Annotated in this window: 21 protein-coding genes and 1 riboswitch; of the genes, 8 read left to right on the top strand and 13 right to left on the bottom strand. The window is 63.0% G+C overall.

All coding sequences use genetic code 11. The features are described from left to right. The 5 genes from FQ746_RS02775 to FQ746_RS02795 form a co-directional block, all read left to right on the top strand. On the top strand, window positions 1-198 hold a 198-nt coding region (locus tag FQ746_RS02775; RefSeq protein ID WP_260853859.1), incomplete at its 5' end, for an acyl-CoA dehydrogenase family protein. Next, complete coding sequence (locus tag FQ746_RS02780) at window positions 195-977, top strand: SDR family NAD(P)-dependent oxidoreductase (protein ID WP_144107332.1); 783 nt, start codon at window positions 195-197, stop codon at window positions 975-977. The genes FQ746_RS02775 and FQ746_RS02780, both read left to right, overlap by 4 nt. Next, window positions 974-2,029 (top strand): phosphotransferase family protein, encoded by a 1,056-nt coding sequence (locus FQ746_RS02785; protein ID WP_144107334.1) that lies wholly within the window; start codon window positions 974-976, stop codon window positions 2,027-2,029. The genes FQ746_RS02780 and FQ746_RS02785 overlap by 4 nt, the downstream gene beginning before the upstream one ends. Window positions 2,030-2,063: 34 nt before the next feature. Then, window positions 2,064-2,771 (top strand): CoA transferase subunit A, encoded by a 708-nt coding sequence (locus FQ746_RS02790; protein WP_144107336.1) that lies wholly within the window; start codon window positions 2,064-2,066, stop codon window positions 2,769-2,771. 2 nt (window positions 2,772-2,773) lie between these two features. Next, a complete protein-coding gene (locus FQ746_RS02795) occupies window positions 2,774-3,415 on the top strand; it encodes a 3-oxoacid CoA-transferase subunit B (RefSeq protein ID WP_144107338.1) in 642 nt (213 codons plus the stop codon). 275 nt (window positions 3,416-3,690) lie between these two features. On the opposite strand, the gene FQ746_RS02800 is transcribed toward FQ746_RS02795, so the two are convergent. Then, window positions 3,691-4,458: a sulfite exporter TauE/SafE family protein gene (locus tag FQ746_RS02800; protein ID WP_144107340.1), complete on the bottom strand. Its 768-nt coding sequence runs from the start codon at window positions 4,456-4,458 to the stop codon at window positions 3,691-3,693. Between the two features lie 90 nt (window positions 4,459-4,548). Here FQ746_RS02800 and FQ746_RS02805 point away from each other — a divergent pair, with 90 nt between their 5' ends. Continuing rightward, the gene (locus tag FQ746_RS02805; RefSeq protein ID WP_144107342.1) at window positions 4,549-5,430 is read left to right on the top strand and encodes a LysR family transcriptional regulator; all 882 of its coding nucleotides are present in this window, start codon (window positions 4,549-4,551) and stop codon (window positions 5,428-5,430) included. A gap of 19 nt (window positions 5,431-5,449) precedes the next feature. On the opposite strand, the gene FQ746_RS02810 is transcribed toward FQ746_RS02805, so the two are convergent. Then, complete coding sequence (locus FQ746_RS02810; RefSeq protein WP_144107344.1) at window positions 5,450-6,082, bottom strand: LysE family translocator; 633 nt, start codon at window positions 6,080-6,082, stop codon at window positions 5,450-5,452. Between the two features lie 20 nt (window positions 6,083-6,102). After that, window positions 6,103-6,186: riboswitch (ZMP/ZTP riboswitch) on the bottom strand. 70 nt (window positions 6,187-6,256) lie between these two features. On the opposite strand from FQ746_RS02810, the gene FQ746_RS02815 reads away from it, so the two are divergent. Then, window positions 6,257-6,700 carry a hypothetical protein gene (locus FQ746_RS02815; RefSeq protein WP_144107346.1) on the top strand — a complete coding sequence of 148 codons (444 nt, stop codon included), beginning with the start codon at window positions 6,257-6,259 and terminating at the stop codon, window positions 6,698-6,700. A 72-nt stretch (window positions 6,701-6,772) separates the two neighbouring features. Here the strand turns inward: FQ746_RS02815 and FQ746_RS02820 are convergent, their stop codons facing one another. The 9 genes from FQ746_RS02820 to FQ746_RS02860 form a co-directional block, all read right to left on the bottom strand. Next, a complete protein-coding gene (locus tag FQ746_RS02820; RefSeq protein ID WP_144107348.1) occupies window positions 6,773-7,867 on the bottom strand; it encodes a GntR family transcriptional regulator in 1,095 nt (364 codons plus the stop codon). A 19-nt stretch (window positions 7,868-7,886) separates the two neighbouring features. Continuing rightward, a complete protein-coding gene (locus FQ746_RS02825; protein ID WP_144107593.1) occupies window positions 7,887-9,038 on the bottom strand; it encodes a PotD/PotF family extracellular solute-binding protein in 1,152 nt (383 codons plus the stop codon). Window positions 9,039-9,163: 125 nt separating this feature from the next. Beyond that, window positions 9,164-10,222, bottom strand: a complete 1,059-nt coding sequence (locus tag FQ746_RS02830; RefSeq protein WP_144107350.1) for a CobW family GTP-binding protein — start codon at window positions 10,220-10,222, stop codon at window positions 9,164-9,166. Next, complete coding sequence (locus FQ746_RS02835; RefSeq protein WP_260853860.1) at window positions 10,219-10,596, bottom strand: hypothetical protein; 378 nt, start codon at window positions 10,594-10,596, stop codon at window positions 10,219-10,221. The genes FQ746_RS02830 and FQ746_RS02835 overlap by 4 nt, the downstream gene beginning before the upstream one ends. Window positions 10,597-10,629: 33 nt before the next feature. Then, window positions 10,630-11,388, bottom strand: a complete 759-nt coding sequence (locus FQ746_RS02840; protein WP_144107352.1) for an SDR family NAD(P)-dependent oxidoreductase — start codon at window positions 11,386-11,388, stop codon at window positions 10,630-10,632. A gap of 50 nt (window positions 11,389-11,438) precedes the next feature. Next, window positions 11,439-12,212 (bottom strand): SDR family NAD(P)-dependent oxidoreductase, encoded by a 774-nt coding sequence (locus tag FQ746_RS02845; RefSeq protein ID WP_144107354.1) that lies wholly within the window; start codon window positions 12,210-12,212, stop codon window positions 11,439-11,441. A gap of 28 nt (window positions 12,213-12,240) precedes the next feature. After that, the gene (locus FQ746_RS02850) at window positions 12,241-13,578 is read right to left on the bottom strand and encodes an MFS transporter (RefSeq protein WP_144107356.1); all 1,338 of its coding nucleotides are present in this window, start codon (window positions 13,576-13,578) and stop codon (window positions 12,241-12,243) included. Between the two features lie 51 nt (window positions 13,579-13,629). Further along, window positions 13,630-14,517: a polysaccharide deacetylase family protein gene (locus FQ746_RS02855; RefSeq protein WP_144107358.1), complete on the bottom strand. Its 888-nt coding sequence runs from the start codon at window positions 14,515-14,517 to the stop codon at window positions 13,630-13,632. Between the two features lie 18 nt (window positions 14,518-14,535). After that, window positions 14,536-15,903 (bottom strand): amidase, encoded by a 1,368-nt coding sequence (locus FQ746_RS02860; RefSeq protein WP_144107359.1) that lies wholly within the window; start codon window positions 15,901-15,903, stop codon window positions 14,536-14,538. 239 nt (window positions 15,904-16,142) lie between these two features. Between FQ746_RS02860 and FQ746_RS02865 the strand changes: the two genes are divergently transcribed. Beyond that, window positions 16,143-17,657 carry an acetyl-CoA hydrolase/transferase family protein gene (locus FQ746_RS02865; RefSeq protein ID WP_144107361.1) on the top strand — a complete coding sequence of 505 codons (1,515 nt, stop codon included), beginning with the start codon at window positions 16,143-16,145 and terminating at the stop codon, window positions 17,655-17,657. Between the two features lie 9 nt (window positions 17,658-17,666). Here FQ746_RS02865 and FQ746_RS02870 read toward each other — a convergent pair whose 3' ends face one another. Together FQ746_RS02870 and FQ746_RS02875 are read right to left on the bottom strand one after the other, a co-directional pair. Next, window positions 17,667-19,085 (bottom strand): MBL fold metallo-hydrolase, encoded by a 1,419-nt coding sequence (locus tag FQ746_RS02870; RefSeq protein WP_144107363.1) that lies wholly within the window; start codon window positions 19,083-19,085, stop codon window positions 17,667-17,669. A 13-nt stretch (window positions 19,086-19,098) separates the two neighbouring features. Next, the gene (locus tag FQ746_RS02875; RefSeq protein WP_186310617.1) at window positions 19,099-22,215 is read right to left on the bottom strand and encodes a TIR domain-containing protein; all 3,117 of its coding nucleotides are present in this window, start codon (window positions 22,213-22,215) and stop codon (window positions 19,099-19,101) included. Window positions 22,216-22,371 lie beyond the last annotated feature (156 nt).

Consider the following 22,371-nt stretch of genomic DNA (forward strand, 5'->3'; position numbering starts at 1 on the left):
AAGGTCGTGTGTTCGGAGGCGCTGTGGCGGGTGGTCGATCGCAGCGTCCAGGTGCTCGGCGGACGCGGCGTGACCGGCGAATCGATGGCGATGCGCATTTTCATGGACATGCGCGCGTTTCGCATTTACGACGGCCCGAGCGAGGTGCACCGCTGGAGCATGGCGCGCAAGCTGCTCGATGCGAGGGGACACGCATGAACGCCGCGGACATTCTCTCGGTCTTCCGCCTCGACGGACAACTCGCGCTCGTGACCGGCGCATCGAGCGGACTGGGTCGGCGCGCTGCCACGACGCTGGCCGCAGCCGGCGCGCGCGTGATCGTCACCGCGCGCGACACGGGCCGGTTGCGCGACGTGGTCGAGGACATCGCGCAAAGCGGGGGTGAAGCGTTTCCCCATGCGCTGAACGTCGATGACGGCGCAAGCGTCAAGGCGCTGTTCGCCGAACTCGAAGCCGGCGTCGGTCTTCCCGGCATCGTGATCAACAATGCGGGCGTGAGCGTGCATAAGCCGCTTCTCGAACACGACGAAGCCGACTGGGATCAGGTCATGAACACCAATCTCAAGGGCGCCTGGCTCGTCGCGACCGAGGCCGCGCGTCGGCTGGTCGCGGCGGGCAGGCCCGGCTCGATCGTCAACGTGGCATCGATCCTCGGGCAGCGGGTTACCGGCGGCGTCGCGGCCTATGCAATCTCGAAGGCGGCGCTATTGCAGGCCACCCGGACGATGGCACTCGAACTGGCGCGCTACGACATTCGCGTCAATGCGCTGCTGCCGGGCTACGTCGTCACCGATCTGAACCGCGAATTTCTGGCGAGCGCCGCCGGCGACAAGCTGCGTCTGCGCATTCCGAGCCGGCGCTTCGGCGTCCCCGGCGATCTCGACGGTCCGCTCCTGCTGCTGGCCTCGGACGCTGGGCGCGGTATGTCGGGCTCGCTCGTCGCCGTCGATGGCGGCCACCTCGTGAGTGCGCTATGACGACCGCCCTGTCCATCACTGGCGAGTCGCCAAGCTTCGATCTGCGCGCACTCGCGGCGACGCTGCGAGCGCAAGGCGTCGGTGCGCCCGATACGGTGTCGCTGAAACCGTTGAGCGGCGGCCAGTCCAATCCAACCTTCCGGATCGAAGGCGCCGCCGTTCCCTGTGTGCTTCGCAAACGGCCAGGCGGACAGCTGCAACCGTCGGCGCACGCAATCGACCGTGAATATCGCGTGATGAAAGCGCTCGAGGGAAGTGGCGTGCCGGTGCCCGGAATGATCGGCTACTTCGATGACGAAAGCATCGTCGGGACGCCGTTCTATCTGATGGAGTATGTGGATGGCCGCGTGCTGGTCGACCAGTCGCTGCCGGGCATGACGCCGGTCGAGCGACGCGAGATCTACCTCGAGATGAACCGGGTGATGGCGGCGCTGCACGATGTCGATATCGTCGCGAGCGGTCTGGCCGACTTCGGCAAGTCGGGCAACTACTTCGCGCGCCAGATTGGCCGCTGGTCAAGGCAATGTCGTGAAGCGACGCTGCCCGTGAGCGCGGACATGCTGCGCCTGATGGACTGGTTGCCAGAGCAGGTGCCCGGCGACGACGAGACTACGCTGGTCCACGGCGATTACCGGCTCGACAATCTCGTCTTTCATCCGCACGAACCGCGCGTGATCGCGGTGCTCGACTGGGAGCTGTCCACGCTGGGGCACCCCGCCGCGGACTTCGCGTATCACTGCATGAGCTGGCGAATTCCGGCGGATTTATGGCGCGGTATTGCCGGGCTGGATCTGTCCGGATTGGGGATACCCGAGGAGGCGGAATACATCGGCCGATACGAAACGGCGACCGGCCGCTCCGTGCGGGAGCATTGGGAGTTCTACCTCGCGTACAACCTGTTCCGGATGGCCGCGATTCTGCACGGTATCGGCGAGCGGGCTCACCAGGGCAACGCCGCCGCGGCGGATGCCGTCGCGACGGCGGCGAAAGCGGCGCCGCTCGCCGCAATTGGCTGGCAGTGCGCGCAAACATTCGAAAAGACGCGCCGGTAAACCGGCAGCGTCGGCCAACCAGGAGACGAAGATCATGGGCAAGGTGTATCGGGACGCGAGTGACGCGTTCGAAGGACTGGTCCGCGACGATCAGTTGCTGGCCGTCGGGGGCTTCGGCCTTTGCGGCATCCCCGAGATGTTGATCGACGGCCTCGTTGCCAAAGGCGTTCGCGGTCTCACCGTGATTTCCAACAATGCCGGTGTCGACGGATTCGGCCTCGGCAAGCTGCTGGAAACGAGGCAGATCCGGAAAATGATTTCGAGCTACGTCGGCGAAAACAGGGAGTTCGAACGGCAATACCTGGAAGGCGAACTCGAACTGGAGTTCGCGCCTCAGGGCACGCTTGCCGAGCGGCTGCGCGCGGGCGGCGCGGGCATTCCCGCGTTCTTCACGAAGACCGGTGTCGGCACCGTGGTGTCGCAGGGAAAAGAGGTGCGCGACTTCGACGGCGAGGACTATGTGATGGAGCGCGCGCTGGTGCCGGAGGTGTCGCTCGTCAAGGCATGGAAGGCGGATCGCGCCGGCAATCTGGTGTTCCGGCGCACCGCGCGAAACTTCAACCCGGCGGTGGCGATGGCCGGAAAAACGACCGTTGCCGAGGTCGAGGAGCTGGTCGAATGCGGCGCGCTCGATCCCGACGAAATTCATCTGCCGGGCATTTACGTGCATCGGATCGTCGTCAATGCACACCCGGAGAAACGTATTGAACGGCGCACGACCCGTGCGCGCACAGGAGACTGATCATGGCATGGCTTCACCCGCAGATGGCCATGCGCGCCGCGCAGGAGTTGCAGGACGGCTACTACGTCAACCTGGGTATCGGACTGCCGACCCTGGTGGCCAATTACGCGTCGGCGCACGAGGATGTCTGGTTCCACAGTGAAAACGGCATGATCGGAATCGGCCCCTATCCCGACGAAGCCCAGGTCGATGCGGATGTGATCAATGCCGGCAAGGAAACCGTCACGACGATTGCGGGCACCAGCATCGTCGGCTCGCATGACAGCTTCGCGATGGTCCGGGGCGGCAAGATCGATCTGTCGATTCTTGGCGCGCTGCAGGTGAGCGCGATCGGCGATCTGGCGAACTGGATGATTCCGGGAAAGCGGGTGAAGGGCATGGGCGGCGCGATGGATCTCGTCGCCGGCGTGCGAAGAGTCGTCGTACTCATGGAGCACGTGGTCACGACCGGAGAGGGCGCATGGGAATGGAAGATTCTGCCGTCGTGCACGCTGCCGCTGACCGGCGTCGGCGTGGTCGACCGGATCATTACGGACCTCGGTGTGATCGATGTCACCGCGCACGGCCTGCGCGTGGTCGAACTTGCCGAAGGGGTAACGCCCGAGGAAATGAATGCGAAGACCGGCGCGCCGTTGCTGTGGTGAACGGAGGCGAGTCGGTGAGACGGATAAAGTCGGTGCGGCCTAAACGCAACTAACTGTCAGTCGGAATAGCGCCGACCCATCACCGGGCAAACGCCGGAATCACGCACGACGCCGGGAGCCGGCAGCAGGGAGGTCGTTTCCGCATCTCACCGATTGCGGTTGCTCGCCCCGCTACCGCGGCCAACGCCACCATAACCGTACCGCCAGACTCAGCAGAATCCCGAGCGCTCCTATTGTTTCCAGCAAGGCGCCAAGCATGATGTCTCCTCCATCCATCAGCGCTGCAACAACACCGGCCCATACGTCTTCACGAAGAACGCCAGCGTGATGCAGGAAGTAGCCAGAAGCGTGATTGCACGGATGACTTCCGGCGGCGCCCGTCGTCCGATTCGCGCCCCGACGTATCCGCCAATGATTGCGCCGGCCAGCATGATCAGCGTCTCGGGCCAGCGCACCGCGTTCGCCGCGCTGAACGCGATCACCGCAACGACATTCGCCGCGCTGACCAGAAGCGTACGCGGCGCATTGAGGTGCTTCAGATCGCAGCGGTCGAGCAGGCCCCACATCGCAATCATCATGATGCCGACCGCGCCACCGAAGTAGCCACCATAGACGCCGAGCGCGAATTGAACCGCCAGTACCAGGTGCGCGGGAATCTGCCAGCGTCTGCGCAACGCCTCGCCGATGCGTCGCCCGAAGCCGAGCGCGAGAGACGCGACGAGAAGCAGCCATGGCAGTACGAACGTGAACGCTGCGGACGACGTCCGTAGCAGCAACATCGCGCCGACCAGGCCGCCGGCCAGAGTCGTGAGCAGCAGTGCGCGAAGCGACACGGCGCCGACCGGGCGCAGTCCGTCGCGATAGGCCCACGCGCTTGCCAGTCCGCCCGGGAACAGCGCGACCGTGCTGGACGCATTCGCCTGAACCGGAGGCACGCCCACTGCGATCAGTGCCGGCAGGCTGACAAACGAACCGCCGCCCGCGAGCGCGTTCATCGCGCCGGCCGTGATTCCAGCGAGGAAAATCAACACGGATAAGTTCATGCAGGCGATCTTATTCGCCGCCGCACGGCCTCACAATCTGGAAATTCAAGGTGGTAGACTTCGGAAATTCCGAAACCAGGGTAACCGGCCATGCGCTTCGATCTCACAGATTTGCGGCTGTTTCTGAGCGTCGTCGAATGCGGAAGCCTGACGCAGGGGGCGCGTGCGATGCATCTCGCGCTGGCCTCGGTCAGTGAACGCATGGCGAGCATGGAAGCGGCATTGGGCGCGTCGTTGCTCGAACGGAACCGGCGTGGGGTGAAGACGACCGCCGCGGGCGACGCGCTGGTCCGTCATGCCCGCACGATTCTCGGCCAGGTCGAAATGATGCGCGGGGATCTGCGGACCTACGCAACAGGCCTGAAAGGGCGCATCCGGCTCCTGACGAACAGCGCCGCGATGGCGGCATTCCTGCCGCCCGAGCTATGCCGGTTTCTGGCGGCGCATCGCGACCTGTCGATCGATCTGGACGAGCTGCCCAGTGCCGGGATCGTCCAGACTCTGATGGACCGGCGCGCAGACCTGGGCGTCGTCGCGGATGTCACCGATCTCGGCACACTGCAGACCTACCCGATAGCCACCGATCAGCTCGTCGCGGTCACCAGCCGGACGCATCGCTTCGCGCGACAGTCGAGTGTGGCGTTCGCCGATATCCTCGACGAGCCGATAGTGGGCGTGGCAGACGCGGCGCTCGAAATCCACCTTGCGGAACGAGCTGCGCGCCTCGGACGGCAACTCGACTATCGCATCCAGGTGCGCAACACCGACCACGTGGCCATGCTGATCGAAGCCGGCGTCGGCATCTCGATTCTGTCGGATGGACTGGCCAGAACATTGCGTCGCGACCTGGCTGTCGTTCCGCTCTCGGAAGCGTGGGCGACGCGGCGCCTTTATCTCTGTGCGCGCGACTTCGCCGCGTTGACTCCGCATGCCGCCCTGCTCGCGCAGCAACTGCAGGCGTGCACGTCGTAGACGAACGGGACGCGACTCGCTATCTTCTCGATTCAAACGCCATGCGGACAGCGAGACCCGCCAGCACGGTTCCCATCAGCCAGCGTTGCACCAGCAGCCACAAAGGGCGTCCGGACAGAAACGCCGAGATCGATCCGGCCATCATCGCAATCAGCGCGTTCACTGCAAGGCTGATTGCAATCTGCACGCTGCCGAGCGCCAACGATTGCGTCAGCAAGCTGCCATGTCCCGGCGTAATGAATTGCGGTAGCAGCGACAGATACATGACCGCGATTTTCGGATTCGCCAGGTTCGTGATGAACCCCATGCTAAAGAGCTTTCGGGGCGTATCGACGGGAAGATCGCGCACGGCGAACGCGGAGCGCCCGCCAGGCTTCACCGCTTGCCACGCGAGAAAGAGCAGATACAAAGCGCCGCCAAAACGCAGCGTGTCGTAGGCGTACGGTATGGCAAACAGAAATGCCGTTATGCCGAATGCCGCGCAGAGCATGTAGAACACGAAGCCGAGCGCAACGCCGCCCAGCGAAATGAGGCCGGCGCGTCTGCCCTGGCAGATTGAACGTGAGATCAGATAGATCATGTTCGGTCCCGGCGTTAGTACCATTCCCAACGCGACGAGACCGAACATCAACAGATTCGCAAAATCAGGCATAACCGTCTCCAGAGACAAGCAGGTAATGCCCAGGCGCGCGGCGAATCGACACCTCATGCTCCCCGATAGTGGTCTATCTGTCTGCGCCAGTCACATGAGAGCAATGATTATTGCACGGACGAACAAGGATGTCGTTCGCGTATAGTGGCGCTTTCATTCGTCGGGATGAGATCGATGTTGACCTATGCAATTCAGAAAGCAGGCTACGACTATGACCAGCTCGATTCGCAGGGGAGTACGGATTTTGCTGGCTTTATCCGCGCGCTGGAAAACTTTCCATGGGCCGCGCAGCTGGCTTTATGGAACGAAACACAGGACGGTCCGCTGCCCGCGCTAGTACTGAAGAACGAAGAAGATCAGCGCGAATTGTGGATCAGCGTGCTTGGTACCGAACTGGGCGAGAGTTTCCAGTTGAACGCCGTATCGATGCAGGAGAAGAAAGGTCTGTTCGGCTTCGGTAAGCCCAAAATGGACCGCACTGTGACGACCTTCAACGTGGAGGGGCGCAGCAAGGTCGATCGACTGTGCGAGTTGTTATGCAGCCGCGAGTATGCGCTGCTCGACGAGGAAGTCACGCGTCTCGACCAACTGTCGCGCGATCTCGACGAGGATAGTTAGTCCGGTTGCGGGACGCCAGCGTGGCTCATAGCAGGTAATGGCCGAACGGGCTGCGACCTCTATATCGAACCATCAGGCAATCCGCTGCATGAAGCCAGGCAGATCCGGTTCCGGCAATACTGCCAGCACCTTCAGACGTTGCAGCGTGCGCTTCTGCCCGGCTTGCAGATGAACCCGCAAGGCGTCGGCTGCCGCATTCGCATCGCCGTCCAGCAGGTGCTTGAGCACGGTCCGGTGTTCGATCAGCGTGGCCGTATCGGGATGCAGATCGAACGCGTTATAGAACGCGTAATTGACCGTCAACGGCATATGAGCATGCCCGATGGTCTCGAGCAGTTTCCTGTTCGGCGCACGACCCAGGCAGTCGATATGCAGGCTGTTCTCTAGCCGCTGCAATGCATCCGGGTCCACCCGTTCGGGTTCCGCTATCGCGCGCTCCACTTCGCTGTAGGCCTCGCTCAGCGCATCGTGCGAGAGCAGCGGCGCACTCGCGGCCAATGCGGCCGGTTCGAGCAGCAGGCGCAGTTCGTAGTCGTGCCGGACCGCGCGCGCGGTCAGCGGGCCGCACATCCAGTGCGAATAAGCCGATTTCTCGACGAGTCCCAGATCGCGCAAGCGGCTCAGCGCTTCGCGCACCGCGCCGCGGCTCACGCCAAACGTCTCGGCCGCTTCGGATTCGTCGATACGGAAATGACCGAACGCAATGCCGATCGACACCGTCGCTTCGAGATCGTGATAGATGCGTTCGCTAATGGATGGCAGCGCGAGCGGCGCGGGCGTTTCGTCGAAGCCGAGCGTGGCTTCCGAGAGCGGTACGCGCAGCGGCTGCGGATCGGCACCGTCGGGAGCGTTGGGACCGGCCACCAGATAGCCGCGTCCTTCGAACGTGCGTAACAGGCCGCCTTCGTGCAGCAACTCGAAGGCCTTTCTGACCGGCACGCGACTCGTGCCGAAGATTCGCGCAACCGGCCCTTCGAGCAGGACCAGTCCGGCTGCGATCCGGCCGCGCAAGATCGCGTCTTTCAACTGATCGTGAATCAGCCGGTAACGCAGACGCGTCTCGCCTTCGACAGCGGTTACTTCGCTATGGGAGCCATCGGCCTCGCGGGTCGCCGCATCGGTGGCGGAAGCGCCCGGCGCTGAGGTGAGCCCTGCACGTCTTGTCATCGTTGGATCAAGTAGGTCGTCACGCGCGCATGAATTCGGCCCAGCGGCGCACCAGATAATTATGTTCGTCCATCACGGAGTCCCACACCGCGATGCGGCCCATGCGTGCCACGTAGCTGCCACCGTCGCGGCGTTGACCGGCGGCCACGAGATGCGCGCTGACGGGGCCCGGCAATTCGTCCGCCGCGGCCTTGCCATCGTACCAGTAAGCCCACTCGGCATTGCTCAGATAGTCGCGCGAGCGTTCCTGATTGGCGATATAGAAGCCTTGCCGGGCCATCGTCGCACCGGCCCAGCCGTCGAGCCACCAGTTCAGATAGTCGTACGCGGCGTCGAGTACGCGGCCGCTGGTCGCACGTGACAAGGACAGGCCGCCGAACCACGCACGATAACCTTCGCGCGGACTCGCGAGCCGGAATTTGAGGCCGGCCTTTTCCAGTTCGACGGTCGCGGGCGACCAGATGCTCTGAATCGCCACCTTGCTGGAGATCATCAGTTGCGCGGCTTCGGCGAAACTCGACCAGAAGCCCGCGAAATGGCCACGCCGTTTGTAATCGATCAGCGTGGCGATCAAGGCGTCGATTTCCTCGATGCTCAGATTGCCGATATCCGCGAACTGCATCAGGCCGCTTGCTTCGACAGCGAGCGCGGCGTCGATCGCGCCGATCGCGGCGTCGGCCTGCAAGGCGACGCGTCCGGCGAGTTCGGGCGCGAGCAGCCAGGACCAGCTTTCGCCACGCTCGATCAGCGAGGCGGGCAGCGTGTCGTCGAGATACACGAAGCTGTCCGCATTGTGAGTGAGCGGCAACATGCTGATACGCTCGCTGGGCCGGCGGCCGAGCGAGTTATCCGGCTGCACGTACAGGCGGTCGACCGGTACCGAGCCCGCACCCGTGCAGGTGCGTTTGCCGAGCCGTCCGGCACGCGGCAGCGAATTGATCTCGTCCCAGCGAGCGATGCGTGCGAGGTCGATGGGTTGCAGTGCGTGCGCCGGCCACAGGCAGTCGATGCTGTGAAACCACTGGTCGTAGAGATCGTAGCTTTGCGGATGCATCACGCCATTGCGTTGCACGGCGGAGCCATCTTCGACGATGTAACGCAGTTTGATACCGAGGTCGCGCTCCGCCTGCTCGCGAATGTGGTCCTGCAAGGTCACCGACGTGCCGAGCACGCGCAGTTCGATCTTGCCGCGATGGACGGCGGGTGCTTCGGGAGAGGTGCGCACTGGCTTGGGCGGGTCGAAGTAGTGGGGTGGGTCACGCACGAACGCGAGCGGCGAACACGAGGGGCGAACAGTCAGGCCGCCTCTTGCAGTGCCGCGCAAAAGCGCCTGTACGACGTGTCGATTGCATGAGCCTCGATACCTTCCGTAATGAAGACCAGCCGCGAGACGTGGGGTTCATGCGAGTCGTCGGGCCATGCGTCGAGGTGCAGCACGGGATGAACCAGATGCTGTACCGCGTGCAATACGGCGGGACGGTCCGAGCCTTCGAGCGAGAGCAGCCCTTTCACGCGCAAAATCTTATCACCGTGACGGTTCAGCAGCAGCGTGAACCACAGCGTGAAGACCTGCCAGTCGATGGGCGTGTCGATGGTCAGGCACGCGGAGGTGATCGAATCGGATCGGGTTGACGTTTCGCTTCGATGCGAAAGTCGTGTGCCGCCGCCTTCGCGCAGACGCAACGATCCCGCGCCGAGTCGGGTGACACTTTCAACGGCGTCGGGCACGTGACGAGCGGGTGTGAACAGCAGGTCACGCAACGCGTCCGCCGTCGCGGCTCGCGTCACGATTTCCGCCAGCGGGTTCAACGCGGTCAATACAACGCGTAAAGCGTCGACCTGCTCCGTGTCGGTCAGATCGGTTTTGCTGATCACGATACGGTCCGTCGCACTGATCTGCGCGAGCCACTCGGGATAGCGCTCGCGTTGCAGGCCGGCATTCACCGCATCGACAACGGTCACGGTCACGTTCAACGCATAGTGACTGCGTATCACCGGATCGGCGAGCAGCGTCGCGATGATCGGCGCGGGTGTCGCGAGACCGGTCGTCTCGATCACCACGCGCGAAAACGCAGGCACGTCCCCGCGTGCGCGCTTCGAGAACAGCTCGGCCAGCGCTTCCTTTAGCTCACCGCGTATCGAGCAGCATACGCAGCCGTTATCGAGCAACACGGTTTGAGCATCGACCTCGCCCATCAGCAGATGATCGAGTCCGATCTCGCCGAATTCGTTGACGAGCACGGCGGTGTCGCGCGCGGCTTCGCCGGTCAATACGTCGGCGAGCAGTGTGGATTTGCCGCTGCCCAGAAAGCCGGTTACGAGCGTGACGGGCAGGATGTCGTAGGCGAGGCTCATACGGGCTCCGGTTGTGACGTCACGGCGGCATCGACGGCGGCATCGACCACGACATCGGCATTGGCTTCGGTTTGAGCGAACATGGTCAGCGGATCGAGCGGACGGCCGAGCATGCGCTCCGCGGTTTTCCACACCTGCGCGAAATCGCCGACCATTTCGCTGGCGCCGGTCGGCGACGACAACATGAACGATTGCCCGTGAAAGTCGTCCAGACGCAAGCGCAGCGGAACGAGAATGCGATTCGCCAGCGCGGCTTGCAACAGACGCTGACGGCGCGTATTCGGCGCGCTGCCGGCGCCGGTCGTAGAAGACACGGGCGCAGTGGTATTCGACCAGTGATTGCCGCCGCCCAGCAGGCCGCACATTCCGCACATGATGCTTCTCCAGAGAGAGCCGACGAACGCCGCTCAGGGCATCACGTCGCCGGAATTCGGGCCGAGCGTCTGGCCGACGAAGAGGTTGCCGCCAGGGTCCGAAGCCAGCAGCAGCGCGGTAGGCGCCACTTCTTCCGCGCGGCCGAAGCGTCGCAACGGCAATTCGGCCGACTTCGCCGCTTTCCAGGCCGCACTGATGCCATCGACCAGCGCGGTTTCGATCGGTCCCGGTGCGATGGCGTTCACCAGTACATTGTCCGGAGCGACTTCGAGCGCAAGCGATTTGGTGAAGCCGATTACGCCGGCCTTCGCCGCGGAGTAGTGCGAAAGCTCCGCGCCGCCCTTGATGCCGAGTTGCGACGCCACGTTGATGACGCGGCCCCAGCGTTGCGCGATCATCGACGGTAACGCGCGGCGCGTACAGAGAAACACGCTGCGCAGATCGACGCGCATCATCTCGTCCCACATGTCGGTGGTGAGGTCGACGCAGCGCGCCTGCGTCAGCATGCCCGCGTTATTGACCAGAATATCGATGCCGCCGAGCGCCTCTACGCACTGATCGACGATACGGTTGGCGTCCGCTTCGACACCGACATCCGCCTGCACCGTATGGACCGTCGCGCCCAGCTTGCGGCAGACATCGGCCTGCTGGTTCAGACGCGCTACATCGCGGTCTGCCAGTACGAGTTGTGCGCCCGCCGACGCATACGCGAGTGCAATCGCGGCGCCAATGCCGCTCGCCGCGCCCGTGATGACGGCGCGGCGGCCGTCGAGTGAAAATGTGCTGCTCATGATCCGGTTCTCCTTGATGCTCTATAGCGCTCTATCCCGTTCCAGGCGGCTCAACCCGGCCAGCGCACCGTCAGGCCGCCGTCCGCGATGATCGCCTGCCCGGTGATGTACGACGCGTCTTCGCTCGTCAGGAAGCGGATGAGCGTGGCGATTTCCGATGGGCGTCCCACCCGCTGCAAGGGAATGCCGCGCGCCGCTTCGAGCAGGCCTTCCGGGCCGAGCGAATTCACGGCATCGAGCGATTGCGGCGTTTCGATCAGTCCGGGAATCACCGCGTTGCAGCGAATCCTGCGCGGCGCGAGTTCCATCGCGACCGCACGGCAAAGACCCGGCACACCCGCTTTCGCCGCCGAGTAATGCGTGTGATTTTCCCAGCCGTACACGCCACCCGCAATCGACGACACCGCGACCATCGCGCCGCCGTCGGACATATGTCGTGCGGCCGAGCGGAAGGTGCGCATCACGCCTGACAGATCGACATCGATCATCTCGAACCATTGCTCGTCGCGCATCTCGGTGAGCGGGGCCGCGCGCAGCAGACCTGCATTGGCGACCGCGAAATCGATGCGCCCGAAGCGCGCCAGCGCGGCCGCGGCGAATGCGTCGACCTGCTCGGCGGAACGTACGTCGACGGGATGCATCACGCACTGGCCGCCCGCATCGGCCACGAGTCGTTCGGTTTCGTGCGGGTCGTGCGGATCGCCGGGAAAGTAGCCGCCGACGACGGCGACGCCGGTCTGCGCGTACGCGAGCGCCAGCGCCTGGCCGATGCCGCTTGCCGCGCCGGTGATCAGCGCGACCTGGGTGGAGTGAGATTCGCTCATGGCTTGTCTGCTTGATAAGGACGAGGGATTAATGAATACGTTCCGGGTTGACGTGCTTCGCGAAAAAGATCAGCACGCCGGACAGGAAGCAGGGCAGCGCGCCGAACCACAGTGCCGCATGCAGCCAGTCCACGCCGTGATTCAGCATCGAGGTCACGCCGACACCTGCGAGGATCGCGCCGACCGGACCCATTGCGTGAACGATCGAGCTACCGGTGCCGCGAATCGCCGTGGGATAGCTCTCGCCGATGAAGAACAGCGCCGCCGAATACGGTCCGATCAGGAAGAACAGACCCAGGCTGTACAACGCGACCACCACCGCATAGCTGCTCGGTCCGAGCAACATGCCGGCGAATGCGAGGCCGCCGCACATCCAGCCGATCGCGAGCGTGTTGCGACGGCCGATCTTGTCGCCGATCCAGCCGTGGCTCAGATAGCCGCAGTAGCCGATCACATTCGAAAGCACCAGAATCAGCAGCGAGTTTTCGAACGAGACGTTGTGCACGCGGGTCAGCACCGTGGTGCCGAGCACGCTGAACACCTGGATTGCCGACCAGTTCAGCAGGATGCCGCCGCCGAGCACGAGCGTCGCGCGCAACGCGTCGCCGCGAAACGCTTCACGCAGCCCGGCGCGGGCGTGCTGTTCGTAGTCGACGCGGTGTTCGCTGGCGAGTGCGCGTGCGTCCGTGTCCTGGCCGCCTTCGCGCAGTTGCTTGATGCGTTTGTGCAGCAGGAATTGCGGGCTTTCTTTCAGACGCCGCGTCATGAAGAAGATCACGATGGCGGGAAACGTCGCGAAAATAAAGCAGCCTTGCCAGCCGATGCGCGGCAGCAGCAGCGCGGTCAGACCCGACGCGATCAGCGCGCCGATCGGCCAGCCACCTTGCACGAGACTGTAGATGAAGCCCTTGTTGCGGTTCAGGCGCGGATCGTCGGCAGCCGAGTACAACTCGTTCAGATACGTCGCGTTGACGGTTTCCTCGGCGTAACCGAGACCCGACAGCGAACGGATCAGCACCAGCGGCCACTGGCCCATCGCACCGCCGAGCACTGTAAGACCCGAGCACAGCGCCGCGCCGGCGACCGTCCACAGCAAGGCGGCCTTGCGTCCCACGCGGTCGAGCAAAGGGCCGATGCCGAAAGCGATGATTGCCGTGCCGATCGCCACGAAAGTCGCGATCTCGGCCTGGGTGGCGGCGTCCCAGTTGTAGTGCTTGCCGATTTCCGGCAGCAGCGTGCCGAACAGAATGAAGTCGTACACCGCGAACACCCACGCAAAAAACGCGACCACCGTCGCGCGCTTCACGTCGACCGGGAGGATCTTTTCGAGCTTGAAGCCGGCGCTGGTCAAGGGACTTACTTTCATCTCAATGCTCCGATAAGGACGCTACACGTAGCGCTGTGAACCGTTCTGGATTCAGGTTGGTTTGACGCGGGGCTGACGGCGCAGGAAGTCGTCGGCGATTTCATCGCAGGTGCAGAAGCGCACGCCGTCGTGCGCCTTGAAATGCGCGATAAGCCGTTCGAGCATCAGCAGCACCTGGGGACGGCCGGAGACGTCGGGGTGAATGGTGATCGGAAACACCGCGTAGTCGTGCTCGCGATACACCCAGTCGAACTGGTCGCGCCACATGGTCTCGATCTCGCGCGGATTCACGAAGCCGTGACTGTTCGGGGCTTTCTTGATGAACATCATCGGCGGCAGGTCGTCGAGGTACCAGTTCGCCGGAATTTCGACGAGGTCGGTTTCCGCGCCCCGCACGAGCGGTTTCATCCACGTGTCGGGGTGCTTGCTGTAGTCGATCTTCGTCCAGCTGTCGCCGACCCGCACGTAGTACGGGTGGAAGTCGTTGTGCATCAGACTGTGGTCGTACTTGATCCCCTTTTTGACGAGCAGTTCGTTCGACACGTTGCTGAATTCCCACCACGGCGCGACATAGCCGGTCGGACGGCGTCCCGACAGTTGCGTGACGAGTTCGATGCTGCGATCGAGCACGGCCTCTTCCTGCTCGGGCGTCATCGCAATCGGGTTTTCGTGGCTGTAACCGTGAATGCCGATTTCGTGTCCGGCATCCGCGACCGCTTTCATCTGCTCGGGAAACGTCTCGATCGAATGACCCGGAATGAACCAGGTGGTCTTGAGTTTCTCGCGTTCGAACAGCTTCAACAGACGCATCGAACCCACCTCGCCCGCGAACAGGCCGCGCGAGATGTCGTCCGGCGAGTCTTCGCCGCCGTACGAGCCGAGCCAGCCGGCCACCGCGTCGACGTCGATACCGAAGGTGATCAGGATTTCCTTGGCCATGTCTACTTCCTCCTTGTTTCAGATTTCAGAACTGCAGCTTGCGTGGTGCTGCACGGACAACGCGGTGCGCAGCAACGCGTCGTCGTCGTTTTGCGCGCGCATCAGCTGCACGCTGGTGGGCAGGCCATCGGCGTCTGTGCGCGAGGGCAACGCGACGGCCGGCGTGTCGAGAAAACTGCCGGGCATCGTCATCGACAGGGTTTGCAGATTGATGCGCGCAAACAGTTCGGGGTCCGCTTCGAGCGGCGCCCGCACGGGCGCGACGTGCGGCACGGTGGGCGCAATCAGCGTGGCGTCGGCGAGTTCGTTGCGAAACGACGCGATCATCTCGAGACGTTGTGCGCGCAGAAACGCGCGGCGTTCGGCAGGTACGGTGCGGCTCGCTTCCAGACGCGTGCGCACCCGTTGATCTATCTGGGCTGCTTCGGGCGAATCGAGCAACGCGCGGTGCAGGTCGAACGCTTCGAGCCCGCCGAACCAGCCGTGCGTCCGGATCAGTTCATGCACGCGGTCGAGCGTCGGGAAGCGGCGCGCCTCGACTTGCGCACCCGCTTCGCGCAGACGGTCGACCAGCGCGCGCAGGTGCAGCAGCACAGGCTCGCTGACGGCGTGCCGTTCGCTGAACGCAGGGTCGATGACGAAGCGCTGGCCCTTGAGCGAGGCCGGCATGATCGGCGCGGGCAGGGTGTTGCCGCGCACGGCCGAGTCGAAGGCGATGCAATCGGCGACGCTCCGGGCGAGCGGGCCGATGGTGTCGAGCGTGGGGGACAGCGGGAAGCTGCCGTCTTTCGGATAGCGCGTGGTGCTCGCGCGATAACCGACGATGCCGTTGAACGCAGCGGGTATGCGGACCGAGCCGCCGGTGTCGGTACCGATGGCGAGCGGCACGACGCCGGCCGCCACCGCGACCGCCGCGCCCGACGAGGAGCCGCCGGGCACGCGCGAGCCGCCGTCGAGCGCTCGGTTGACCGGGGTGCCGAAATGCGGATTGAGGCCGAGGCCCGAATAGGCGAATTCGGAGAGATTGGTCTTGCCGATGCAGATCATGCCGGCCCGGGCGGCACTCGCAACCAGGCGGGCGTCGGCATGCGCTACGGCATGCTTCGCGATAACCGCCGACCCAGCCGTGGTGACCGTGCCGGCGATATCGAACAGGTCTTTCCATGCGACCGGCACGCCGTCGAGCGGGCTCAGCGGCGTGCCGTTTTTCCAGCGCGCGGCCGACGCCGCAGCCTCCGCACGTGCACGCTCAGGCGTCAGAACAATGAATGCTGCGGGGGTATCGGCAGCGCGCGCGAGTGCGGTTTCCACCACGCTGACGGGATCGGTGCGGCCGCGCGCGTAGTCGTTCGAGAGACCGAGGGCGGTCGGAATGTCTGCTGGCATCTGCGGGTCATCCGGTTCACTGTTCGTTTAAATGTATGTCGTCGACAAAGTACGTTTGTATTGAACGGGGACAAAATAACTGGCGATATAAGGGATTTCCCTGGGGCGATCCTTGATGATTCTGGAAAGCTCACTTCCAGACGAGCCGCTTAATTCATGTGACGGAAGGTCATATAGTTGGCGCGACAAAACAGTCCGGTCGCACCGTCGAGCCGGAAACGACAAGGAGAGACCGGTTCATGTACGCAGATCGCATTCGTTGCGCCGCTTTGCGCGAGAAGATCACCTCGGCCGCCGAGGCGGCGCTTCTGATTAAGGACGGCATGCGCGTCGGCGCGAGCGGTTTTACGCGGGCGGGTGACGCCAAAGCGGTGCCGCTCGCACTTGCCGAGCGGGTGCGGGAGCGAGGCGAATCGCTGCAGATCACGCTGATGACCGGCGCGTCGCTCGGCCACGACGTGGATCGCAAGCTGACCGAGGCGCACGTGCTGGCACGGCGCCTGCCGTTCCAGGTCGACAAGACCTTGCGCGATGCGATCAACCGTGGCGAGGTGATGTTCGTCGACCAGCATCTGTCGGAAACGGTCGAGATGCTCCGCGCGAACCAGCTGGGCAAGCTCGACCTTGCGATCGTCGAAGCCGTCGCGATTACCGAAACGGGCGGCATCGTGCCGACGACCTCCGTCGGCAATTCAGCGAGCTTCGCGATTCTTGCCGAGCAGGTCATCGTCGAAATCAATCTGGCGCAGCCGCTCAGCCTGGAAGGCTTGCACGACATCTGGATTCCGGGGCGGCGTCCGCATCGCGAGCCGTTGCCGATCCTGGGTCCGCAAGACCGGGTCGGCACGCCGGCGATACAGATTGCGCCGGAGAAGATCGCGGCCATCGTGATCACGAACGTGCCCGACAGTTCGTCCACGGTCTTGCCTGCCGATGCCGGAACGCAATCGATTGCGGGCCACCTGATCGAATTCTTCGAGCACGAAGTGGCGCAAGGACGCATGCCGAAGCGGCTGCCGCCGCTGCAGGCGGGTATCGGCACGATTGCCAATGCGGTGCTGGCGGGTTTCGTCGATTCGCCGTTCGACGCGTTCGAAATCTACTCGGAAGTGTTGCAGGACTCGACCTTCGACCTGATGGACGCCGGCAAGGTGACGTTCGCATCGGGTGCGTCGATTACCTTGTCGGCGGCGCGGCAGGCGCAGGTGTTCGGTGAACTCGAACGCTACCGCGACCGGCTGGTGTTGCGTCCGCAGGAAGTGAGCAATCATCCGGAAGTGATTCGCCGGCTCGGTCTGATCGCGTTGAACACTGCGCTGGAGTTCGATATCTACGGCAACGTGAATTCAACGCACGTAGGCGGCACGCACATGATGAACGGCATTGGCGGTTCGGGCGACTTCGCGCGCAATGCGTCGTGCGCAATTTTCGCGACCAAGTCGACGGCGAAAGACGGTCGTATTTCGAGTGTCGTTCCAATGGTGCCGCATTGCGACCATAACGAACACGATGTCGATGTCGTCGTCACGGAGCAGGGGCTGGCCGATCTACGCGGACTCGCGCCGAGAGAGCGGGCGACAGCGATCATCGAGCATTGTGCCCACCCGTTGTATCGCGATTTGCTGCGTGATTATTACCGTGACGCGCTGAAGAGCGGTGGGCAGACACCGCATCGGCTGGATCAGGCATTCGCGTGGCATTCGCGTTTGATGGAGACGGGTTCGATGTTGCTGCCGGATGAAATGCTTTTGTGAACGTGTTCTCTAACGCGGCGATGGATCCAGCCTTGCTTTATGAGTTTCGACGCCGGACGCGACGCGCCCGCATTCACGTTCGACTTCGGCATCGATATGAGCGGCAAACAGCCGTTCGAAGTCGAAACCTAGCCAGAGCGGATCGACCACCTGTGACTCACTCGTCGGCGTCCACGCATGGATGCCCTTCGAGCCGGTCGCATAGAGCCGATGCGCGAAACGGTACAAGCCACTGCTATACGTGTAGTTCGGGCTGCTGCGCGCTTCGATCAGATCGCAAAGCGCCGATGCCGCGATGCGCGCGCGCATTCCGAACGCGAGCGGCGCGGAGCGCTTGATGACCAAGGCCCGTGAAAAGTCGATCGACCAGCTTGCCGGCCCGTCCGGAAACACCACGTCGAGCCGATAAACGACGCCTAGCTGCCGGTATTCCCACGCAATGCGCCGCTGTTCGATCGAGCGTGCAAGGGCGGGAAGCAGCGTGGCATCCATAAACATTTCGATGGTGGCGCGCATGGCGGGAATCGAACAGTCTCGCGGATTCGCATCGCGTAGCTCCGCGATGGGTCCGGTCGGGTCGAATGCCGTGTCGGCCGAATCGTCTTCGATCATCCGGACGAACGCGGAGGACTGCGCCCGGAGATGCAGAACGCCGTACTCGGACTCGATGATATCGCCCGGCTGGGGTGAGACGACGCACGTCTCTTCGAGCATCGAGCGCACATCGCGCGCGAACATCTCGCGCGTAGCCGGGAACACAAAGCGATTGAGCCACGCGCCTTCGCCTGCGTATTTGTATCCGCAGGCATGGGGAACCACGGCACGCGGTGCGACGAGCCGTACGTTGGAAAGAAGCGCGGCGTAGCGCGCGAACGGAAACGAAGTTCTGTCGTTCAAGAGAACTTCGCCTTCCAGTAGAGGTTGCCATGGTGCAAACAGGACGTCGAAAGGCCCTAGCTTCGCGGTAATTTCGCAGGCCATGGCGCCGTCGATGTTCGTGTCCACCGCGTTCCACACGGTGGCGGTCGAGTCGCGCAGCACCAGGCCGAATTCCTTGACGCAGGCTTTTGACGGTGTCGCGGTGAGCGTGAGACTGCCGAAGGTGACGCTTTCGTAGCTCGCAAGCGTCCTGCAACGATCGAATCCGAGCCGTGCGACCGTCTGTTCGACGAGCGCGTCTTCGGCCGGTATCAGCACGGTGCAGTGACGGTTAAGCTTCGCTAGCGTGCGAACATCGAAATGATCCAGATGCCGGTGCGAGATCACGAGAATGTCGAACCGCGGAAGTCTGCTCCAATCCACGTCGCGCCGCGGGCACATGACCGACGTGCGCTCGTAATGAGGATCCACGAAGACGGGATCCATCAGGACCGTTGGGCCTTGCGTTTCGAAAAGCAGGGACGCATGGCCGGCGATGTGGATTTTCATCCTGGGCCTGCGGCTACTGGAGTCGTTCGATGATGGCGTCGAGGGCTTCTTTCCCCGAGCGCGGCCTCAAGGTGTCGGCGAACCAAGCGAGGATGTCGGTCGTATACAACTGGAACTGCGTGAGTTTCTGGATGAGTGCGATTTCGGATTGCCCTGCCGGACAATCCGGATCGTTCGACAAGGCAGCGCGGGCACGTCTGAGCTCCCCAGCCCAATAGATGCCGTAAGCCCGCCGGACTTCGAAGTCGCCGATCGGAAGCGGCCCTACCACGAGCGCCATGATGCGTTGCATGAGGTTCTTTCCCTGACCCATACTCGTTTGCCACATGTACAGCAGTTCGGTCATGCAATTTATCGAGCGGAGGTATTCGTCACTGAGAACGACGATCGTATGTTCGGAGGCACCGATCTGCCGCATGAATTCGTCGATCGAATCGCCGGCATGCATCTGGTTGACGTCGCGTATTGGCCAGAAATCGGCGGGCGCCTCACGCATCAACTGATCGACTGCGGCGATACTTTCCTGCGTCCATCGATACGACACGTAGACCTTCGGTCGGGGGAAGACTGATTCCAGCAGCTTCATCGCAACGCCGCTCTTATCGACTGCGCGCAAGGCCTTGAGACGACGCTCCAGGCGCTTGCGCGTACCGGCGCCAAACGATTCCAGCGAAGCGACCGCGTAAGCCTCTTTCGCAAGCGCCAGATAGCTGGCGTCGCTGCAGCACGCGAGCCCGGCCAGCGCGAGTGCGTGGGCGCCCAGCGCTTCGACGTTCGTGCTGCAACGGCCCAGATATAGCTCGGCGCGAAGCCGGGCTCGCTCGAATGCACGTCGTGCTTTGTCAGGCCGCTTGTCGCCGAGATGACTCGTGCCGAGCAGGTTATCGACTGTCCAGTCGTTACTGTCTGCCGTATCTGCATCGGGCAGGATCGCAAGGGATTCTTTCCCTTGCGGCAACCGGGCAAGGGCAATCTCTGCGCGTACGCGGAGGTACTGGATGTCCGGAAACCGCAATTCCCTGACGAGGTTCCACGCTTCTTCAGCGGCAACCTGTGCATCCTCCAGTCTGCCAGCAGCGAGCAGTATGTCGGCGTATCCCCGCGTGCAATAGGCAACGCCTGCCAGGTCACCTATCTTCTCGTTAATGGCCCTGGCTTGACGCACGAAATCCATCGCGTCATCCAGATGATCGAGCGCTGCGGCGTGCCAGGCGCGCTCGGCTAGATGGAGCGCACGCAATCGGGCGTTCCGATTGTTTCTCGACAATTCGAGAGCGGTCTCGATCTGTATTCCAGCCCGCTTCATGTCGCCCATGGCCGAATAAATGAGCGCGAAATCGAGCGTCGCGCTTTCAATCAGGCTGGCGTCGGCAGAGTCCATTGCAAGCGCATACGCGCGCCGTTGGCTCTCGAGCGATTCGGCAAGAAAGCCTAGTTCGAACTCGCACCCCACGATGTTATGCAGGGCGAACGCTCTGCGATATTTGTCATCGGGGAGTGCGGAGGCGAGCTTCTTCTCAAAGTCGCGTGCGGCCTTTAGCGTTTCTTGGGTGACTCCGCGGTATAGGCCGAACCGGATCAGGCGCCCTGTCGATTCCAGTCGTTCTTCTTCACTCGCGCCGATGCGCGACAGCATCGCGTCGATTTCCGTCTGAATCTGGAAGGCCTCGACGACTTCGCCCATGCACCAGAGTGCATCCGCGCGGTAATGCAATGCCCGGGCTGTCACCCGGAGATCGCCGGGTTCGGCGCTCAGCCATCGCGCCAGTTCTGCAAGGCGCAGATAGAAGCCGTGGTGAGTCAGGAAGGGGGCGATTCTTTCCAGAACGGCGAGCGCCTCCGCCCGAGCGCCGCTTTGCAGATACAGCTTGAATTGGGCAAATTGCGGCTGCAAGTCGCCCTCCGTGCGGCATGCTTCGGTCGGCAATTCCTTTTGCGCGAAGTACCCGGCGGCATGGTGGCGTAATTGCACGACCCGATCGGCCTGCAGCACGCCCAGCGCATAGTCGCGGTCGATCTTGTGAAGATGGAAAAGACCCAGATCGAGCGCAATGAGGTGCGACTCCAATAATGGTCTCAACACATCGGCCGCGCGCAGGCCGGACGGCCATTTCTCGAGTAAAAAGTCGATTGCCTCCATCGGAACGGGTTCTTCGTAAGCGGAGACCGCCTGCATCACCAACTGCTGGTCGGGTGAGAGGCGGCGGAACGCTTCGCCGACCACCAGGTTCAGCAACGACTCGCACTCCGTCGGAACCTGCCCGGACTCGACAGCACGTTCCAGTTGTTCTGTCAGTCTTTCTACATCTAGGAGTGGATCGTTCCTCAGCATGCTGAAGAAGCGCTCGATGGCGAGCGGATAGCCGTGGGTGACCGAAAGCACACGCTCGAGCAACGCTTGTGGCGCCCTTTTCAAACCGAAACGGGCGTCCTGGTCCATGTTGCGTAGCAGCTTTTCGCCATGAGGCGAACCAAGGCCGTCGGCAAGCGCAAGCAGCCTGTAACCCGGCAAACTGAAGCGCTTCAACACATCGGGCAACCGCGTCGTCGTTAATATCACCTTGAACGGGTGCGGCTTGCCGGACGCGACGAAGGCGAGAAAATCGGTGGTCTGAAGGTCGGTCTGGCGGGACTTCTCCTCGACGACGTGTTCGAACTTGTCGATCACGATCAGACAAGGCATGTCGTCGAGATCTGCAGCGAGCTCGGTCAGAACGGCGCCGACAGTCGGAACGCTATCGCCCAGCGGTGCGTCGATGTCGCGCTGACGACTGCCCCCCAGTTCGGCAACCAGTCGATCCCGAATCGTCGTGAAGATGGTCGAGTTGGTGGTTTCCGCGTCCACGTAAATCAACAGCCTGCCGCGTTCGCTGCCGTCGACCGTCGCGTCGTTCATGCGGCGCAGCGCGCGCCCGACGAGCGCGCTTTTGCCTACGCCGTGGCGCCCGTGCAAGGCGAGGATGCACCCGCAGTCGTCTTCCAGAAACTGGATAACGTTCTTCGTTTCTTCGATGCGGTCGGTGAAATAGGCGGGTACCTTCAATTGGGGGTAATGCACGTGAAGCGGCTTTTTGGTGCGCTGACCGCGTTTGCTGGAAGAACGGTCGTTATGCGTCGCATCTTCGCGCATTGAAGTCTCCTCTCTTGACGCCCTGATTAACGCTGCGATTGCTGTCGTCGAACGCCGGTCGTTCCACTTCATTCACCCTCGGCTTATCGTGCAGCGCTATTGCCCTGCAATACAGGAGCAAATACGGCGCGAGTGCGTTGAGCGAGGTTTTGTCGC

Source organism: Paraburkholderia sp. BCC1886, from assembly GCF_900996245.1.
Taxonomy (GTDB): domain Bacteria; phylum Pseudomonadota; class Gammaproteobacteria; order Burkholderiales; family Burkholderiaceae; genus Paraburkholderia.

Bases quoted from the DNA above. Each gene is read 5' to 3' on its own strand.
- FQ746_RS02845 (WP_144107354.1), bottom strand. From the start codon at position 12,212: ATGAGCGAATCTCACTCCACCCAGGTCGCGCTGATCACCGGCGCGGCA.
- FQ746_RS02785 (WP_144107334.1), top strand. From the start codon at position 974: ATGACGACCGCCCTGTCCATCACTGGCGAGTCGCCAAGCTTCGATCTG.
- FQ746_RS02850 (WP_144107356.1), bottom strand. From the start codon at position 13,578: ATGAAAGTAAGTCCCTTGACCAGCGCCGGCTTCAAGCTCGAAAAGATC.
- FQ746_RS02820 (WP_144107348.1), bottom strand. From the start codon at position 7,867: ATGACAAGACGTGCAGGGCTCACCTCAGCGCCGGGCGCTTCCGCCACC.
- FQ746_RS02805 (WP_144107342.1), top strand. From the start codon at position 4,549: ATGCGCTTCGATCTCACAGATTTGCGGCTGTTTCTGAGCGTCGTCGAA.
- FQ746_RS02860 (WP_144107359.1), bottom strand. From the start codon at position 15,903: ATGCCAGCAGACATTCCGACCGCCCTCGGTCTCTCGAACGACTACGCG.
- FQ746_RS02810 (WP_144107344.1), bottom strand. From the start codon at position 6,082: ATGCCTGATTTTGCGAATCTGTTGATGTTCGGTCTCGTCGCGTTGGGA.
- FQ746_RS02865 (WP_144107361.1), top strand. From the start codon at position 16,143: ATGTACGCAGATCGCATTCGTTGCGCCGCTTTGCGCGAGAAGATCACC.
- FQ746_RS02795 (WP_144107338.1), top strand. From the start codon at position 2,774: ATGGCATGGCTTCACCCGCAGATGGCCATGCGCGCCGCGCAGGAGTTG.
- FQ746_RS02790 (WP_144107336.1), top strand. From the start codon at position 2,064: ATGGGCAAGGTGTATCGGGACGCGAGTGACGCGTTCGAAGGACTGGTC.
- FQ746_RS02870 (WP_144107363.1), bottom strand. From the start codon at position 19,085: ATGAAAATCCACATCGCCGGCCATGCGTCCCTGCTTTTCGAAACGCAA.
- FQ746_RS02875 (WP_186310617.1), bottom strand. From the start codon at position 22,215: ATGCGCGAAGATGCGACGCATAACGACCGTTCTTCCAGCAAACGCGGT.
- FQ746_RS02835 (WP_260853860.1), bottom strand. From the start codon at position 10,596: ATGTGCGGAATGTGCGGCCTGCTGGGCGGCGGCAATCACTGGTCGAAT.
- FQ746_RS02830 (WP_144107350.1), bottom strand. From the start codon at position 10,222: ATGAGCCTCGCCTACGACATCCTGCCCGTCACGCTCGTAACCGGCTTT.
- FQ746_RS02800 (WP_144107340.1), bottom strand. From the start codon at position 4,458: ATGAACTTATCCGTGTTGATTTTCCTCGCTGGAATCACGGCCGGCGCG.
- FQ746_RS02855 (WP_144107358.1), bottom strand. From the start codon at position 14,517: ATGGCCAAGGAAATCCTGATCACCTTCGGTATCGACGTCGACGCGGTG.
- FQ746_RS02815 (WP_144107346.1), top strand. From the start codon at position 6,257: ATGTTGACCTATGCAATTCAGAAAGCAGGCTACGACTATGACCAGCTC.
- FQ746_RS02840 (WP_144107352.1), bottom strand. From the start codon at position 11,388: ATGAGCAGCACATTTTCACTCGACGGCCGCCGCGCCGTCATCACGGGC.
- FQ746_RS02780 (WP_144107332.1), top strand. From the start codon at position 195: ATGAACGCCGCGGACATTCTCTCGGTCTTCCGCCTCGACGGACAACTC.